Genomic DNA, 15,731 nt, shown 5'->3' with positions numbered 1-15,731 from the left:
TATTTCATTAAAATGAACTTGTGGGAGGACATGATGGCTCAAGAGAATACGTTCCGATTATTCCAAGTCATCTCGGTATGTCGCATGGTAAGCCACTATCTTCCGAAGATGCAGCCAGTATCGGTGGCATCGTCTTACATATCATGGAGCATGTAAAGCGCAATACGCTCCGATTGATCGAGGTTAACGCCACGTTCGAGCAGGGGATCGAGGACTATTTCCCATACCCTCATCTTGATAAACAACGCATGCTGCAACAATTAGACAACGCTTTCGCAGAATGGAAGCATTCAATGGAGTCTGCAAGAAAACGGCCCGGCAGCCCCATACTGAATTTATTAAGTGGGTCATGTTCGTTTTGGAATTATGTACAAAATTTTCTCGTGATAAAGTCAGGGAGCGATCCGACCAAATTCCATCATCCAATCAATCTAACGCTTGGGATTCCAAGCGGTTTTTTTTATGGGAGACAGAACTCCGATTTTTGACCGTAGTTACACGTACAATAGGGATTTTAGAGTTTTTTGCTAAATTTCGGCTGTTTGCGAATAGTTCAGGGCACACTGTTGCTTAATCCATCGAAAAAAGACCTCCAGCTGTGGTATTATCCCCTTTAAGTAGACACTCAAAAAAAGGAAAGGGTATCGATATGCGTTATCATTATGAGTTTATCGAGCATCAAGAAGACTTGCCGATTCGGCTGTTCGTCAATAGCGTTGCACATATTCGGTTTCATTGGCATAAGGAAATTGAAATTATTTATGTGTTGCAGGGCACCATCGCCATCTATTTGGATCAGCGTCAGTACACATTGAAGCAGGACGATATTATCGTCGTGAACAGCATGTCCATCCATCAGATCGAGCGGACAAGCCAAGATAATGTACTGCTGACTCTCCAGTTTAATCCTGACCTTCTGGATGATCACACGTTTGTCGAGTGCAACTCTTTGAACCAGACGCCCGACGACCGCGGGCGTTATGATCGGATTCGCCGGTATCTTGCGGAATTGGCATGGGAGGCAAGCAAGAAGGCGCCAGGCTGCCGCCATTATTCAATGGGCGTGCTTCAACTGTTAGCTGGCCATCTGCTGCGTTATTTCTCGACCGGCATGAACGAAGCGTCTCTAGAGAATGGCAAGGCATATGATTACAAACGGCTCAATCGTGTGCTGCAATTCGTCGATCGTAATTTTGGCCAGAAAATAACGCTGCAAACAATCGCCGATGAGGAGCATCTAAGCTTGCATTACTTCTCCCATTTCTTTAGCGATAAAATCGGCATCCCGTTTCAGAAATATTTGACCTCGGTCCGTTTGGAGAAGGCGGTAGCCGAGTTGACGGAGTCCGACAAAAGCATAACGCAAATCGCCCTGGACTGCGGTTTTGCGAACGTGAAGCTATTCAACAAATATTTCAAAGAGAAGTATGATTGCACGCCAAGCGCTTTTCGAGATGCCGCAATAACCGAGACGCCAATCAGTCCGGCGAGGAAGCCGCTCACTTATGCTGAATCGTCAAGCGGCGATTATTATGAAACCGATACGATACAAGCGATGGAATCGTTATACCGTTATTTGGAGCGAACGGAAGAGGACACGGCTGCCTTTGACAGAAGGAGTATCGTTCATGACCGGATTGATATTCAAGTACACGCAGACCATTCAGGCCTTCCTTATGAGCCGCATTGGAATCGGGTGACAACCGCCGGCAGAGCCGCTGAAGGGCTCCGAGCGGATTGGCAGGAGCAATTGCTGGATCTGCAGCGAAGGCTTGCTTTCACCCATATCCGATTCCATGGCATATTCAATGACGAGATGATGGTATATAGCGAAACGGAGGACGGCCAGCCCATCTATAACTGGTCATATGTAGACAAGCTGTATGATTTCTTGTTGCAGGCAGGGTTGCACCCATTCGTGGAACTGGGCTTCATGCCGACGTCGCTGCGCCGCTCGAACGAGACTATTTTTTGGTGGAAGGGCAATATTTCCCCGCCGGCTGTCCAGAGCAAGTGGGATGCGCTTGTGCGCGAATTTGTTCGTCATTGCCTGAATCGGTACGGATTGGATGAAGTGAAGAAGTGGTATTTCGAAGTATGGAACGAACCTGATCTGGCAGGCGTCTGCTGGGCAGGCACGAAGGAGCAGTATTTTGAATTTTACAACTCCACCGCGCGTACGATCAAGTCGGTTTCTCCCGAACTGCGTGTAGGCGGGCCTGCGCTCGGCTACGGCTCGCTGTGGAATGACAGCTGGGCGAAGGATTTTATGGCTTATTGCCGTGACGGGAATGTGCCGATCGACTTTTTTTCGTTTCATGTGTACTCGGAATATCCGAATCTGAAGGAAGAGGCCAACAGGCTGACGGAGATCATGCCGCCTTCCTTCTACCTTGATAGTGTAGAGCGGCTAAGAGCTCAAATAGGTAAGAACGAAGCGCCGGGCCTTGAGCTGCATATGACAGAGTGGAACTTCTCCCTCTATGACCGCAATTTGATTCACGATACGATGTTTATGGGGCCCTTCGTCATTCATCATGCGCTCCGAACGATAGGGACGCTGACGTCAATCGCATTCTGGTCGTTCACTGATGTTTTCGAAGAAAGCCAAGTCCCTCAGCCGCTGTTCTACGGCGGGTTCGGCTTAATGAATCGCAACGGCTTAAAGAAACCGAGCTTTTATGCATTCGAGCTGCTGGCCAAGCTGGGAGAGAGACTTGTCGCTCGTGGGGACGGTTATATCGTAACGAGCCGGAATGATGGAAGCCTGCAGCTATTAATGTACCATTACACGCATGTGGATCAGCTCTTCGCAAGCGGCGATTGGTCGGGGTTGACGGAAACGAGCCGGTACACCATATTTGAGGAGAGAGGAAACAGAGCGTATCATCTTAAGCTGGATGGCTTAAAGGGCAATTATAAACTGACGAGCTACCGGCTTGATCGCGAGCATGGCTCCGTGTTCGACGAATGGATTCGATTGGGTAAGCCGGCTTGCCCGTCGGAGGAAGAAATAGCGTATTTACGAAATAAAAGCGGCCCCGAATTGCGGACGGAACAGTTGACCGATGCGCAAAGCTATGAGCAGACCTTTATTATTCCGTCTCATGGCGTCCTGTTGATTACACTGGATAAACAATTTTGATTGTTCTTTATATACCACGCGAAGGATGAAGCACCTCTAACAGCCAAGAGGTGTTTTTTGCTGTATACGTTACTTCGCGGAGGCCAATCTATATGGCAAGGGGCTTCGATAAGACAAAAAGTGAACCAACATGCGGCAAATAACAACAAGAAAGCGGTAACAAAAGATTTTATACTAAACAAGCAATCGAAAAGTGCTAAACAGAACGTAGGGGAGGAAGGATAATGGATCGTCTGATGAAGTGGATGACGGAAAAATTCGCGCCTCGGCTGGAAGCATTCACGAAAAATGTATGGGTGGATTCCATTCAAGAAGCGATTATGGTCGCGTTGCCGATGATCTTCATCGGTTCATTGATTACGCTGGTGTCGATTCTGAATAATTATTTTCCGGGAATGCCTGATTTGACACCGATTACAACGTTCAGCTTTGGTCTTCTCGGCATATTTATTGCCTTTCTGACGCCGTATATGGTCATGCAGAAAAAGGAGCGCCACAAAATTAAGCTGATAGCGGGAGCAACAGGCTTATCCTTGTTCATGATGCTGCTGAAACCGAAGATTAGCGATGACGGCACGATTCAGTTTCTATTGGAGCGGTTCGGACCGTCCGGCATGATTACTGCGCTGCTTGTCGGTATCCTTGTAGCGGTCGTCATGAATATGTTTAACCGTTTCTCTTTGTTCAAGAAAGATACGAAGCTGCCTGAATTTATCGTGGACTGGTTTGACTTTCTCGTTCCGATCGGTCTGATTCTGATGTTCGGCTGGGTGCTTATTTACCAGCTTGATTTCGATATTTTCGAACTGATCGTTAACATATTCAAACCGCTTAACACGATCAGCCAAAGCCTCATCGGCTTCGTATTGTTTAATTTTATCGGCGTTGTGCTTTATTCCTTCGGCGTAAGCCCTTGGGTGATGACCCCGATCTTTTATTCGATATGGATTCCCGCGATCGAGGAGAATGCCGCTTTGGCCGCACAAGGCTTGGAACCCGTCAACATTAATACTTTCGAAACGTTTTTCTCCGGTTGGGTAGGCGTTGGTGGATTAGGCGCGACGCTGCCGCTCATCATCTGGTTCCTGTTCGCGAAGTCAAAAAAATTGAACTCGATCGGTAAAGCGACGATTGTTCCCTCGCTGTTCAACATTAACGAGCCGGTCATTTATGGGGCGCCGATCGCTTTCAATCCCATTTTAATGATTCCGATGTGGATTAATGGTCTCATCACGCCAATTATCGTCTACATGGTGCTCGATTCCGGTCTTGTCGATATACCGGCCAAGGTGTACCAGCTGTGGTATACGCCAATTGGATTGTCAACCTATATTTTATCCGGATTGAATGGATTGATTTTGCTTGCGGTTGTTTTGCTCATTATTTTCGTGGTATGGTTTCCATTCTTTAAAGTGTATGACTTGCAGGAGCTTAAGAAAGAAAAAGAGCAAGCAGATCTGCAGGAAGGGTAGAACGAGGAGGAATGCAAAATGAAACATTCAACAGAAGACTTATTGAAAGCGATGACACTGGAAGAAAAAGCCGCGCTGTGCGCCGGTCTGAATATGTGGATGACGAAAGGAATCGAGCGACTTGGCGTTCCGCCGATTCATATGTATGACGGGACGAACGGCATTCGCAAAACGAACAGCGATGAGGAACTCGGCATTACGGGGGAAAATATGCCAGCTACTTGTTATCCGACTGGATCGGCGATCGGCTCATCGTGGAACACGGATCTGCTCCATGAGGTTGGAGTCGCTCTTGGCGCGGAGGGCAGACAGATGGGCGTTCAGCTGCTTCTGGGTCCAGGCATCAACATGAAGCGCACCCCCCTCGGCGGTCGTAACTTCGAATACTATTCTGAGGATCCTTGCTTGTCGGGCGAGCTTGGCGCTGCTTTCGTGAATGGCTTGCAAAGCCAAGGCGTCGGCGCTTCAGTCAAGCATTACGCTTGCAACAATCAAGAGTACGAGAAGATGATCACAAGCTCGGAGGTAGACGAGCGGACGCTGCGTGAAATTTATTTGAACGCCTTCGAACGAATTGTTAAAAAATCGAATCCTTGGACCATAATGTGCTCCTATAATCTCGTGAACGGTTCCTATGCCAGCGAGAACGAACATTTGCTGAATGATATTTTGCGCGAGGAATGGGGATATGAAGGCGTTGTCCTGTCCGATTGGACTGCCGTCAACGATCGTATAAGCGGACTCAAGGCCGGCCTCGATTTGGAAATGCCGGGACCGGCTCATTACAACACGAAGGCGATTGTGGAGGCGGTGGCAGCCGGGCAGCTGGAGGAGGCGCAGCTCGATAAGACTGTGCGCCGCATTCTCGAACTCGTGCGCAAAACAACGGATTCGCAGGAAGATCGCGGGCAAGCCGCCATCGATTACCATGAGCTGGCAAGGAAAGCGGCGTCCGAAAGCATGGTGCTCCTTAAAAACGACAATCGCATTCTTCCGATTGACGCCGCCAAGGTAACGTCTGTCGCCGTTATCGGCAAATTCGCGAAGCAGCCGCGAATTCAAGGAGCGGGCAGTGCCAAGGTAACGCCGACCTGCATGGATATTCCGTGGGAAGAGATGAAGAAGATCGCGGCCGATTCGATTGCGCTGACCTACGCAGAGGGTTACCCGCAGGATGACAGCGAGGATGAGCTCCTCATCCAAGAAAGCGCGGCGCTGGCAGCGAAGGCGGATATGGCTGTGCTGTTCGTCGGACAGCCGGAGTATGCGGAATCGGAAATGCATGACTTGACCGGCATCGAGTTGCCTTTGCACCAAGTGAAGCTCATTGAAGCGGTAGCAGCGGTTCAGCCGCGCTGCGTCGTCGTCACATGCAGCGGTACAGCGCTTGCGATGCGTCCTTGGGTGCAGCATGTGCCGGGCGTCCTCCATTCGTGGCTGGCCGGACAAGGCAGTGGCAGAGCGATAGCCGACATTTTGTTCGGACGTGTAAATCCGTCAGGCAAATTGTCCGAAACGTTCCCGGTCAAGCTGTCGGACAATCCTTCGCATATGCGTCTGCGCGGCGAGAACGGAAAGCTGTATTACCGAGAGGGAATGTTCGTCGGATACCGGTATTACGACAGAAAAGAGCTTGCGTCGCAATTCCCGTTCGGGCACGGCTTATCGTTTACGAGGTTCGCTTATTCGAATTTGAAGGCTGTACAGCATAGCGGACAAGTGACCGTCACATGCAGCGTAGAAAATACAGGCGACGTGTTCGGCAAAGAAGTTGTGCAGTTGTACGTGCATGACGAGGAGTGCAAGTGGGTGCGTCCGGAGAAGGAGCTCAAAGCGTTCGCTAAGCTCGCGCTTGAGCCCGGCGAGAAGAAGGAAGTCCGTTTTGTTCTGGAAGAACGGGACTTTGCGTATTACAACACGAAATATAACAAATGGGTCGCGGAAACGGGCTATTTCCAGCTCATGATCGGCAGCTCCTCGCGGGATATCCGCATTTGCGAGAGATTGAACTGCAATTTCGGAAACGAAGAGATTTCCTTTCATAAGTTCAGTTTATTAAGTGATTGGCTTAGCCATCCGAATGCAAGAGCGATCCTTGAAAGCTGCCTGGAAGAAATGAATGCTCACGTGAAGGACAAGATTATTCTTGATGACGAGTTCATCGGATTCTGGGGGGACTTCCCGGCGATCAAGATTATTCAAATGTTCGGGCAAAGCTGGTTGATTGACAGATCGCCCGATCAGGTTATGGAGCAATTGATTCAAAAGTTCGAACGCGAGCGGCATGCTTAGCAAACAGATGAAACAATTGCGCAGATGAAGGAGCACGACGTTGAATGCGATCGATAAGGTTATTATCCCGCATTGGGTGAACTTCGGCAACAAGGACAATCAAGTAAGATCCCCCTGACTCCATAACTGAAAAGCTGCTAAACACAAGGATTTCTGTTGTGTTTGGCGGCTTTTTTGCCTGTCTTTTTTTCTCTGAAAAATGGAAGCCATCTGACGTGCAGCAGATGGGCTCGAACAATTCCGAGTATGCAGATAGGTTGTACGGCTGCATGAACACCCTTTTTTATTATTGACACTATTGAAATCGTTTTCAAAATGACGTCATAAATAATTGAATATCGCCAATACGCTTTTATATATTGCGTATTATTTATTGATATTGTACATTAATTGCGTAGGATAATATATACAATTCATATTTGGGGGAGACAAGATGAATCAAGGAATCGGTATTAGCGGAATGGGGAGGATCGGCCGCCTATTAATAAGGAAGCTTATGTCGGAGACGCCTAATCATTTGAAAGCTATTAACAGTACGTATCCTATCGAGACCATTGCCCATTTGTTGAAATACGATTCGGTTCATGGGATTTGGGATGCATCCATTTCGGGAAAGGATAATTTGCTTGTGATTAATGGACATTCCATACAGGTGGTGTATGAGCGCGATCCATCCCGAATTCCATGGCAAGCTCTTGGAGTTGATATTGTCATAGACGCAACCGGAAAATTCAATAATCGTGACGGTGCGCAGAAGCATATGACAGGAGGAGCTTTAACGGTCATTATTTCGGCGCCGGGAGACAGGATGGATCTCACGGTTGTCATGGGGGTCAACGATGACAAATATAATCCCCGGAAGCACGCCTTGCTGTCAGCGGCATCCTGTACGACGAACTGCTTGTCTCCCGTATTGCACATTTTAGATCAAGCATACGGCGTGGAGCGGGGGTGGATGACCACGATTCATTCGTTCACCTCCGATCAGAAGCATCTGGATAATCCGCACAAAGATTTACGGAGGGCAAGGGCCTGCACGCAATCCATCGTCCCGACTACGACCGGCGTCGGCAAAGCATTGAGCGATGTGCTTCCTCATCTGTCCGGGTGTGTCGAAGGTAGCTCGATTCGCGTTCCGACGCAAAATGTATCCTTAATCGATTTGACCTTGAAGGTCTCGCGGGAAATAAGTACGGAGGACGTGCAATCCGTGTTGCGCGAAGCGGCGGCGGGCTCTTTTTCGGCTTATGTGGATTATACGGAGGAACCGCTTGTTTCATCTGATTTTATAGGAAATGATAAGTCGGCGGTTATCGACGGCTTAACCGTAAGTGCATCGGACGGATTTATCAAATTGATGGCTTGGTATGACAATGAGTGGGGATATTCAAGTAGAGTCATAGATTTGGCGAACCTGGTGCAAGTGAGGATGAGTGAAGCAAGAACGATTCCATCAGGAATTTTGTAAGGTAGGAATAGGAGGATAACCGTGATCGCGAATACGAAGGGAAGAACTCGAATTGCCGATTCAAATGTGGAAGTATCTCATAGAAATCTGCCGGTTGCTAAGCTTGTTGAGTCCGCTCTCCTCCACGGAGAAGGGCATCTGACTTCTACAGGCGCGCTGCAAATTACGACAGGCAAGTATACAGGACGCTCTCCGAAGGATAAGTTCATCGTTAGGGAGCCTCAGTCGACAGACCATATTGCGTGGGGGAAAGTTAATCAGGATCTCACTCCCGAACAATTTGATTCGCTTTATGAGAAAACGATGAATTATATGGAGAGCCGCAATCTATTCGTTTTCAACGGTTATGCAGGGGCAGACCAAGCCTATCGCCTGCCTATCCGAATTATTAACGAATACGCATGGCAAAATTTATTTGTTCATCAGTTGTTTATTCGTCCTACTGCTGCTGAACTGCAGTCTCATGAACCCGAATTTACCGTTATTGCGATGCCTGGCTTGAAAGCGAATCCGGTCACGGACGGTACGAATTCCGAGACCTTCATTGTCATTTCATTCGAGAGAAAGACAGTACTGATCGGCGGAACCCACTATGCGGGTGAGATGAAGAAATCGATTTTCAGCGTGATGAACTATTTGCTCCCATTCCGCGGCGTAATGCCGATGCATTGTTCGGCTAATGTAGGGGAGGCGGGAGACACCGCTTTGTTCTTCGGATTATCGGGAACAGGCAAGACGACGTTGTCGGCTGACACGGACCGCAGATTAATAGGCGATGACGAGCATGGCTGGTCGGACACAGGTGTATTTAACTTCGAAGGCGGATGTTATGCCAAATGCATTGGGCTGACACAGAAGAAAGAGCCGCAAATATGGAATGCGATCCGGTTCGGATCCGTCTTGGAGAACGTGGTGATTGACGCCGTTTCCGGCGAGGCAGACTACCATAATAATGAATTGACGGAGAATTCGCGGGCTGCCTATCCGATTGAATATATTGAAGGCTCGGTCATACCCGGAGTCGCCGGCCATCCGAACGTCATTATCTTTTTAACTGCCGATGCCTTTGGTGTGCTGCCTCCTGTGTCCAAGCTGACGAAGGAGCAGGCGATGTATCACTTCCTGTCGGGCTATACCTCCAAGCTGGCGGGTACGGAACGCGGCGTAACCGACCCGGAAGCAACGTTCTCGGCATGCTTTGCAGGCCCATTCCTTCCGCTTAGACCGGATGTTTACGCGGAAATGCTCGGCGACAAAATAACGAAGCACGGCGCGCGCGTCTATTTGGTCAATACAGGTTGGAGCGGCGGTCCTTACGGGATTGGCGAGCGGATGAATCTGTCGTACACAAGAGCTATGATTACGGCGATTATAAATGGAAGTATTGAGAATGCGTCATTCACTCCTCATCCCGTGTTCGGCATGCTTATCCCTGATGCTATTCCGTTGGTTCCCAATGAATTGCTCGATCCGAGAAACGTATGGGCGGATAAATCGGCCTATGATCGACAAGCGAGACAGCTTGCGCAGCTCTTTTCTCAAAATTTCGAGAAATTCAGCGGTGTATCAGACACAATCAAGCTTGCAGGCCCGCAACTGTAGTTGCAGTGTGCTCTAGCGGTTCGAAAGTCCAATTTAGATAGATTTATAACCGTTCTGTGAAAAGGGGGCTGTCTCAGAAGTCATGAAAATGACTTAGAGATAGCCCCCTTTCGACAGTAAAGTGGAATGCCTGATCGTGATTCTAACGAATTTACCAATTGGTGGTTGCGCAAACCGCGGTCCAGCGGCAATCAAGCCAGTCTGAACGGAAACGAATGTTCTTGGAATTGTGTGGGGTATGGATGGTATAATAGGAGGGCGAGAGGTATTTTGAAGCAATCCGTCCGTTAGCGGATGGCGGATGACTGATATGGAAGTGATAGGATGTTGCGTGAAGTAAAGAAACTCACCGATCGGATTGAAAAGGAAGTCCTTTTCATATTCCGGCTATTCAACATTTGGATACCTTGCAAATTAGAGAAAACGTTGCGTTCTTCGTGGGCGAGAATGGCTCCGGCAAGTCGACGCTGCTGGATTATCAGATAAATTACGGGCGGACGCCGCTGCATTACTGACAATTCACCTTGGAACATTTTTATCTCGGGTGATTTTATATACAGGTCAGGGAGAAATATTGAGCTTGCTCATGTAGGCAAGTGGAAGGATAAGAGACTAAATAGGAGAGTGAATAGAATGATACAAGCCCTTGTTTTCGATTTTGACGGATTAATTATTGATACGGAAACCCCTTGGTATTATGCGTTCCAGCAAGTATATCAGCGATATGGATTTGAACTGCCCTTGTCCGTATATGCGCAATGCATCGGCACGACATTCCATGATTTCAACCCATATGCGAATCTGGCTGAACAAGCTGGTGTCGATGTGGAAGTGATTACACGCGAGTGCAAAACAGCGCATGCCGCTTTAATGGAGCGTATTGAGCTAAGAGCGGGTGTACAGGATTATTTGAAAGAAGCGAAACGGCTCAACTTGAAGGTCGGGATCGCATCGAGCTCCGAATATGCATGGATCGAGCCGCTTTTGAAGAAGCATGACATCTTCCATTATTTCGATACGATACAGACCGCAGACGTCGTGGCCAAGGTGAAGCCGGATCCAGAGCTATATGTAAAAGCATTGGCGGCATTGGAGGTCGAGGGCAGTCAGGCCATTTCCTTCGAGGACTCATTGAATGGCTTTACGGCTGCCAAGGCGGCGGGATTGAATTGCGTCGTCGTCCCGAACGAGGTAACTCGCCATCTACCCTTCACAGAACATGATTTGATGCTGTCTTCCATGTCCGATATGCCACTTGCGGAGGTCATTGTTAAGCTGAGCGGTTCAACAGCTTGAATGGATAGTTAATCTGTGTGCATAAGCTAAGGTGATATAACGATGGAAATTGAAATGACAAATCAATATTTTACGATAACTGACGACCAAGGGCATTCTATATCCAATGAATGGGATAAAGTGTGTAGAGAGTTCATGTCTATGTGATAGATTGCGTGCTTTGAACCAATCGCTGTATTGAACTGGAATTTGAATATGGTAAGTTCGCCGGAGTGCATGATGATTTTGAGGGATAGGGGGAGTTGTCAATCAACTGGATCAATATCTTCCGATTACCGATCGTTCGTGGAGAGAATGGCTAATGAACTGTAGCCCCGATGACAAAGTAGATACGATATTCGAGAGAACTGTAAGCAATCGGTAGAATCCATCGTTGCTTTGCTGCCACCACGCGATAGAGCTGAGATTAAACAGACTATTGAGGAATGGATGGAACATTTAAACGCTGTTTGATTGAATAACCTCTAGAGGGAGGCAGGCCATGGGATCCAGAATCATGCACTTTACGATCGCAACGTTACTGACCGGGAAGTTAGGCATACAAGACGATAGCTTTCTGGTGGGAGGCATCGCTCCCGATGCTAGTAAACATATAAATGCTCCCAAGCAGCAATCTCACTTTGTATACAAGGATGCGGAGGGACACAGCTTCGTCAATCATGAGCGGTTCTGCCGCAAATATTTGTCGGAACAAGCTCGTCCGTTTCATTTAGGATATTACTGCCACCTCATCGCGGATGACATATGGCTGCAAGATATTTACTATCCCAAAATAAAGTGGCTGGAAGCGGGCGAGAAAAAAGAGACACAGCAGCGATATTACAATGATTTTAGACGGCTGAACGGCATTCTCATTGATCATTATCATTTAGAGTGGAAGGACATGAACCCCATTGCAGTGGAAATCGATGAGATCGATTGCGTTTGTCTGCCAGCGCTCATTGCCGATTTGAAAGATGACTTCATGCGAAAAGATGATACCCGAGGGGAAGCGTTGCAGTTTTTCCGGCTTGAGGAGATTATTAGTTATATCGAGAAATCGGTTCATATAAGTATGGAAGCGATTGCGGGTAAGTTGATAGCGTAACGCGTCATTCATCATTAGCTATATAAATGGAACGAAAGAAAGATCACTTTGCCAGCCAATAACGATACGCTGCCAAGTACTTCTCTCCATTCTCCCTCTCGTTCAGAATGGTCATCCCTCCGTAGGGTAAGGTTAACTTTGATGCACTTATTTCTAGTAACATTGTTACTCAGACGATGCAGCAACATCACTGTTAGATCACACAGCCTAACGCCTAAGACATGCGGGAATCGATTATTACTGATTGAAAGGGAGAGTGTCAGGAAGTGCCGAACGGAGAGAGTATCGCCGCTCCAATATGTTGAAATAAGTAACGAAACGGTATCCAACTCTTATCAATAAATTCAATAGTTCAACTTACATAGTTTCATTATGGGAGGCCTATGTGAGCATGCTGAAAGTACTCATTCATCAGCTGATCCCGGTTGAACGCATGGAATATATGTCGGCCGAAGAGCTTATTGAGCACGTTTGTCTTCAAATGTATAATCCAGAAGCGGCTCCGCTGCGTGAAAGGGAGTCATTTGATAAGCTTCCGGCGCGTTGAGAGATATTATACTTATCATTGATTTGGATACGGAACTGAATATGAATGGCATTGTTGGATTTTTGGAAAACTCGTCTGGACTAAATTTGAACAATACGATAGAAACATTGGAACGTATCCATGCCTTGCAGGATTATGAGCTCATGAGCAGCATTCGGCACACTCTAGTCAAATACGGGATGACGACACAGCAATTGCGTGGTAATGTCAATTCACAAGAATCTTATGAAATTAAGCCCCGGAATACCCAAGACTCTTCAACATCATTGCTCCCTACTTCGTATATGCGGGTTAGCTAAACGCCATTGGAGTGAGGAAAAACAATTGAAGTGGTGAGCATACCGTGCCGCACAATAAATTTCGGTTCAGTCTGCAGACAACAATCATGTGGCTGGTGTGCGGAGTGGTGGCTTTGGCATTGGTTGTAACCGGTTACATGATAGAGCATTCATGGACATGAACGGAATCCGCAAGTCGCATCCAGAGCCTGATAACATCGGAAAGCCATTCGCGGGAGGAGACGAGAAGGAAGTGTTGCGCGGCAACGAGCATGTGTCGTACGGGGAAGGAACGCTTGGAACATCGCTGCGGGCGTTCATGCCTGTACGCACAGATGATGGAATGCAGGTAGGCGCAGGAAGCGATGGCTGTGTCCTCAAATTGCTCCGTAAGACGCTGTATACGGGGGAGCCGATTCTGGACGCCGAGCTTCAAATGCAAGGTCTTACCGTCTGGGCGAACAGCGTTCCGATTCGGGTGCATGACACGACGGTCGGAGTCATTGCCACGTTCCGCGACAAGACGGAGATTAGGCGGTTAGCCGAGCGGTTAACGGGCGTGCGATTATATTCGGATGCTCTGCGGGCGCAAACCCATGAATTTATGAACAAGCTGCATGTCATTTTGGGACTGGTCCATATCGGGGCGTATGAGCGGTTGGAAGGATACATCGGCGAAGTGGCCAGCCGTCACCAGAAGGAATCCGGGTTCATGCTGCGTCGTGTGAATGTTCCAGTATTGGCCGCTTTCCTATTGGGCAAAAAGAGCAATGCGAGAGAACGCGGAGGGGAAACGTAAGGCGTGATTAAAGTCATGATCGTGGAAGACGACCCAATGTCACGGAATTCAATAAGCACTACTTGAGTCAAATCGAAGGATTCAAGCTGGTGTCAACGGCATCGACAGGTGATGCCGTGTTGGAGCTGCTGCAGACCATGGAGGTCGATTTGATTCTGCTGAATATATATATGCCTGCAATTAACGGTCTTCAGCTGCTGGATCGCATACGCAAGAGCGATCACGCAGCAGACGTTACCGTCATTACGGCCGCAAGCGATATGTCCAGTATTAAAATGGCGCTCCGGCTGGGAGCCGTCGATTATTTAATCAAGCCGTTTGAATTCCACCGGCTGTTTTCAAGCGGCTCTGTCCACATACAGGGAAGACGTGAAGTTGATGGGAACGAAGCAAGCCTTAAGCCCAGCTAATCTCGACAGGCTGTTGTTCCGCCATGCGGAGAAGCCACCGGCCTCGGCCGTGCTGCCCAAGGGGCCGTTATGATGGAGCCGTAACTTATATGATGGAGGTGTTGGCGATGGAAAACGCCCAACAATATGAGACGGGTCCATTGAAGAAAACGGAAGTAAAAACGGAGAGGAAGTCCGGCCGAAGGTCGAAATGGTCCGACTTGAAGGTGCGGGTCATTCCTTTGCCGCATTATATCGGACTTGCGTCTATCATATTCCTGGCGGCCTATTTCAGCAAGCTCCCTTCGGATATGATCGGCGGCTTTGCCGTTATTATCATTTTGGGGATGCTGCTTGGGGATATCGGACTGAAGGTGCCGATTCTGAAGGATATCGGCGGTCCGGCGATCTTGTTACCGCCCATTGGGAAAGTGAAGCAACTCGAATCACCTATACTGATGGGGTGCATGAAACGGTTCATGACTTCGGTCCTTGGTGGCTGCAGGAGTTATTCGATGTTGAATACGTCTGTATCCCGATGCGGACGTGCCTGCCGTGCAGCTATCTGTAAATCCGAACCTTGCGCCAAAGGATCAATATCGTATTGGTCGAGCGGTGCGCGAGCTAAGGAAAGAAGGGGTACTCATTCTTGGCAGCGGCGTCACGGTTCATAATCTGGGATTGGACCATATTCGCTCGAATTCGATGATTGGCTAATTGAGAAAAAAAGACAAGGATTACGAAGCACTGTTCAATTACGAGGAGCTTGCCCCGCATGCGAAGCTTGCGGTACCGACAGCCGAGCATTTCGTTCCTTTTTTTATCGCACTTGGCAGCGGGAATCCGGAAGATGAGGCACAAGTAATTTATCGAAGCTATGACAGGGTGCTAAGCTACCTTTCCTTGCAGTTTTAGAGTTTGTTCAAAAATATCCCTTTTGATCACGAAGCGATTTCAGAAAGTGAAGTGATTCGACATCGAATCTTGCATTCACTCTCGCGCGTCTGGAGATGCTGCAACAGCAAGGATGGCACGCTATCCAGCATTTCAAAGAAATGGCTGCAGATCGATACTGCGAAGAAATCCTCATAAATGAGAAAATGATCAAGAGAGAAAGAAGGTTGGAACATGGCAAAGTGGTCAAAGGTTCTAAGGTTTACGAAGGAGTCCGCTGGTTTTCATTCCGACAGAGTCGGGGGTATATGTATTTTTGGGCGAACTGAACGGAAACTTATATACGCTTAAATCCGGTAGGAAATGCTTTTTGATTTGATTTTTGCAATATTTTTGTTAGGATTAAGCATGTAACCCTTTTCATTTCTTAGAAAACATCATATCACGAAGAGAGGTACTGTT

At 48.0% G+C, this 15,731-nt stretch carries 14 protein-coding genes and 2 pseudogenes; all 16 read left to right on the top strand.

Annotation, left to right across the window (positions count from 1 at the left end; all coding sequences use genetic code 11):
- The first annotated feature begins 20 nt into the window (after positions 1 to 20).
- Positions 21 to 488: a hypothetical protein gene (locus tag M3650_RS02875; protein ID WP_251572223.1), complete on the top strand. Its 468-nt coding sequence runs from the start codon at positions 21 to 23 to the stop codon at positions 486 to 488.
- Positions 489 to 649: 161 nt separating this feature from the next.
- Positions 650 to 3,145, top strand: a complete 2,496-nt coding sequence (locus M3650_RS02870) for a GH39 family glycosyl hydrolase (RefSeq protein ID WP_251572221.1) — start codon at positions 650 to 652, stop codon at positions 3,143 to 3,145.
- A gap of 224 nt (positions 3,146 to 3,369) precedes the next feature.
- Positions 3,370 to 4,617, top strand: a complete 1,248-nt coding sequence (locus M3650_RS02865) for a PTS sugar transporter subunit IIC (RefSeq protein WP_019420580.1) — start codon at positions 3,370 to 3,372, stop codon at positions 4,615 to 4,617.
- A gap of 18 nt (positions 4,618 to 4,635) precedes the next feature.
- Positions 4,636 to 6,909, top strand: coding sequence for a beta-glucosidase family protein (locus M3650_RS02860; protein WP_251572219.1), 2,274 nt, complete (start codon positions 4,636 to 4,638; stop codon positions 6,907 to 6,909).
- 433 nt (positions 6,910 to 7,342) lie between these two features.
- Complete coding sequence (gene gap / locus M3650_RS02855; protein ID WP_251572217.1) at positions 7,343 to 8,377, top strand: type I glyceraldehyde-3-phosphate dehydrogenase; 1,035 nt, start codon at positions 7,343 to 7,345, stop codon at positions 8,375 to 8,377.
- A gap of 21 nt (positions 8,378 to 8,398) precedes the next feature.
- Complete coding sequence (gene pckA / locus M3650_RS02850) at positions 8,399 to 9,979, top strand: phosphoenolpyruvate carboxykinase (ATP) (protein ID WP_251572215.1); 1,581 nt, start codon at positions 8,399 to 8,401, stop codon at positions 9,977 to 9,979.
- Between the two features lie 371 nt (positions 9,980 to 10,350).
- Positions 10,351 to 10,455 (top strand): annotated as a pseudogene (locus M3650_RS02845) (AAA family ATPase); the annotation flags it as partial.
- Positions 10,456 to 10,612: 157 nt separating this feature from the next.
- A complete protein-coding gene (locus M3650_RS02840) occupies positions 10,613 to 11,275 on the top strand; it encodes an HAD family hydrolase (RefSeq protein ID WP_251572213.1) in 663 nt (220 codons plus the stop codon).
- A gap of 481 nt (positions 11,276 to 11,756) precedes the next feature.
- Positions 11,757 to 12,362, top strand: a complete 606-nt coding sequence (locus M3650_RS02835; RefSeq protein ID WP_251572211.1) for a hypothetical protein — start codon at positions 11,757 to 11,759, stop codon at positions 12,360 to 12,362.
- Between the two features lie 391 nt (positions 12,363 to 12,753).
- Entirely contained in the window at positions 12,754 to 12,909 is a 156-nt protein-coding gene (locus M3650_RS02830) for a hypothetical protein (RefSeq protein ID WP_251572209.1), read from the top strand.
- Entirely contained in the window at positions 12,906 to 13,208 is a 303-nt protein-coding gene (locus M3650_RS02825; RefSeq protein WP_251572207.1) for a DMP19 family protein, read from the top strand. Before M3650_RS02830 ends, M3650_RS02825 begins: the two co-directional genes overlap by 4 nt.
- Positions 13,209 to 13,359: 151 nt before the next feature.
- Positions 13,360 to 13,986 (top strand): Spo0B domain-containing protein, encoded by a 627-nt coding sequence (locus M3650_RS02820; RefSeq protein WP_251572205.1) that lies wholly within the window; start codon positions 13,360 to 13,362, stop codon positions 13,984 to 13,986.
- A 62-nt stretch (positions 13,987 to 14,048) separates the two neighbouring features.
- Entirely contained in the window at positions 14,049 to 14,396 is a 348-nt protein-coding gene (locus M3650_RS02815) for a response regulator (RefSeq protein WP_285848266.1), read from the top strand.
- 107 nt (positions 14,397 to 14,503) lie between these two features.
- Positions 14,504 to 14,788 (top strand): annotated as a pseudogene (locus tag M3650_RS02810) (2-hydroxycarboxylate transporter family protein); the annotation flags it as partial.
- A gap of 133 nt (positions 14,789 to 14,921) precedes the next feature.
- Positions 14,922 to 15,092 (top strand): hypothetical protein, encoded by a 171-nt coding sequence (locus M3650_RS02805; protein WP_311295011.1) that lies wholly within the window; start codon positions 14,922 to 14,924, stop codon positions 15,090 to 15,092.
- Positions 15,093 to 15,290 (top strand): class III extradiol ring-cleavage dioxygenase family protein, encoded by a 198-nt coding sequence (locus M3650_RS02800; RefSeq protein ID WP_251572202.1) that lies wholly within the window; start codon positions 15,093 to 15,095, stop codon positions 15,288 to 15,290.
- Positions 15,291 to 15,731 lie beyond the last annotated feature (441 nt).

This window comes from Paenibacillus sp. MER TA 81-3, assembly GCF_023713585.1.
Classification (GTDB): Bacteria; Bacillota; Bacilli; order Paenibacillales; family Paenibacillaceae; genus Paenibacillus_B; species Paenibacillus_B profundus.
The sequence above is the reverse complement of the archived record's forward strand: the minus strand, read 5'-3'. Positions and strand labels throughout refer to the sequence as shown.

Excerpts from the sequence above, each read along its gene's own strand:
- M3650_RS02870 (WP_251572221.1), top strand. The coding sequence starts at position 650 with ATGCGTTATCATTATGAGTTTATCGAGCATCAAGAAGACTTGCCGATT.
- gap (WP_251572217.1), top strand. The coding sequence starts at position 7,343 with ATGAATCAAGGAATCGGTATTAGCGGAATGGGGAGGATCGGCCGCCTA.
- M3650_RS02820 (WP_251572205.1), top strand. The coding sequence starts at position 13,360 with ATGGACATGAACGGAATCCGCAAGTCGCATCCAGAGCCTGATAACATC.
- M3650_RS02860 (WP_251572219.1), top strand. The coding sequence starts at position 4,636 with ATGAAACATTCAACAGAAGACTTATTGAAAGCGATGACACTGGAAGAA.
- M3650_RS02830 (WP_251572209.1), top strand. The coding sequence starts at position 12,754 with ATGCTGAAAGTACTCATTCATCAGCTGATCCCGGTTGAACGCATGGAA.
- M3650_RS02865 (WP_019420580.1), top strand. The coding sequence starts at position 3,370 with ATGGATCGTCTGATGAAGTGGATGACGGAAAAATTCGCGCCTCGGCTG.
- M3650_RS02835 (WP_251572211.1), top strand. The coding sequence starts at position 11,757 with ATGGGATCCAGAATCATGCACTTTACGATCGCAACGTTACTGACCGGG.
- M3650_RS02840 (WP_251572213.1), top strand. The coding sequence starts at position 10,613 with ATGATACAAGCCCTTGTTTTCGATTTTGACGGATTAATTATTGATACG.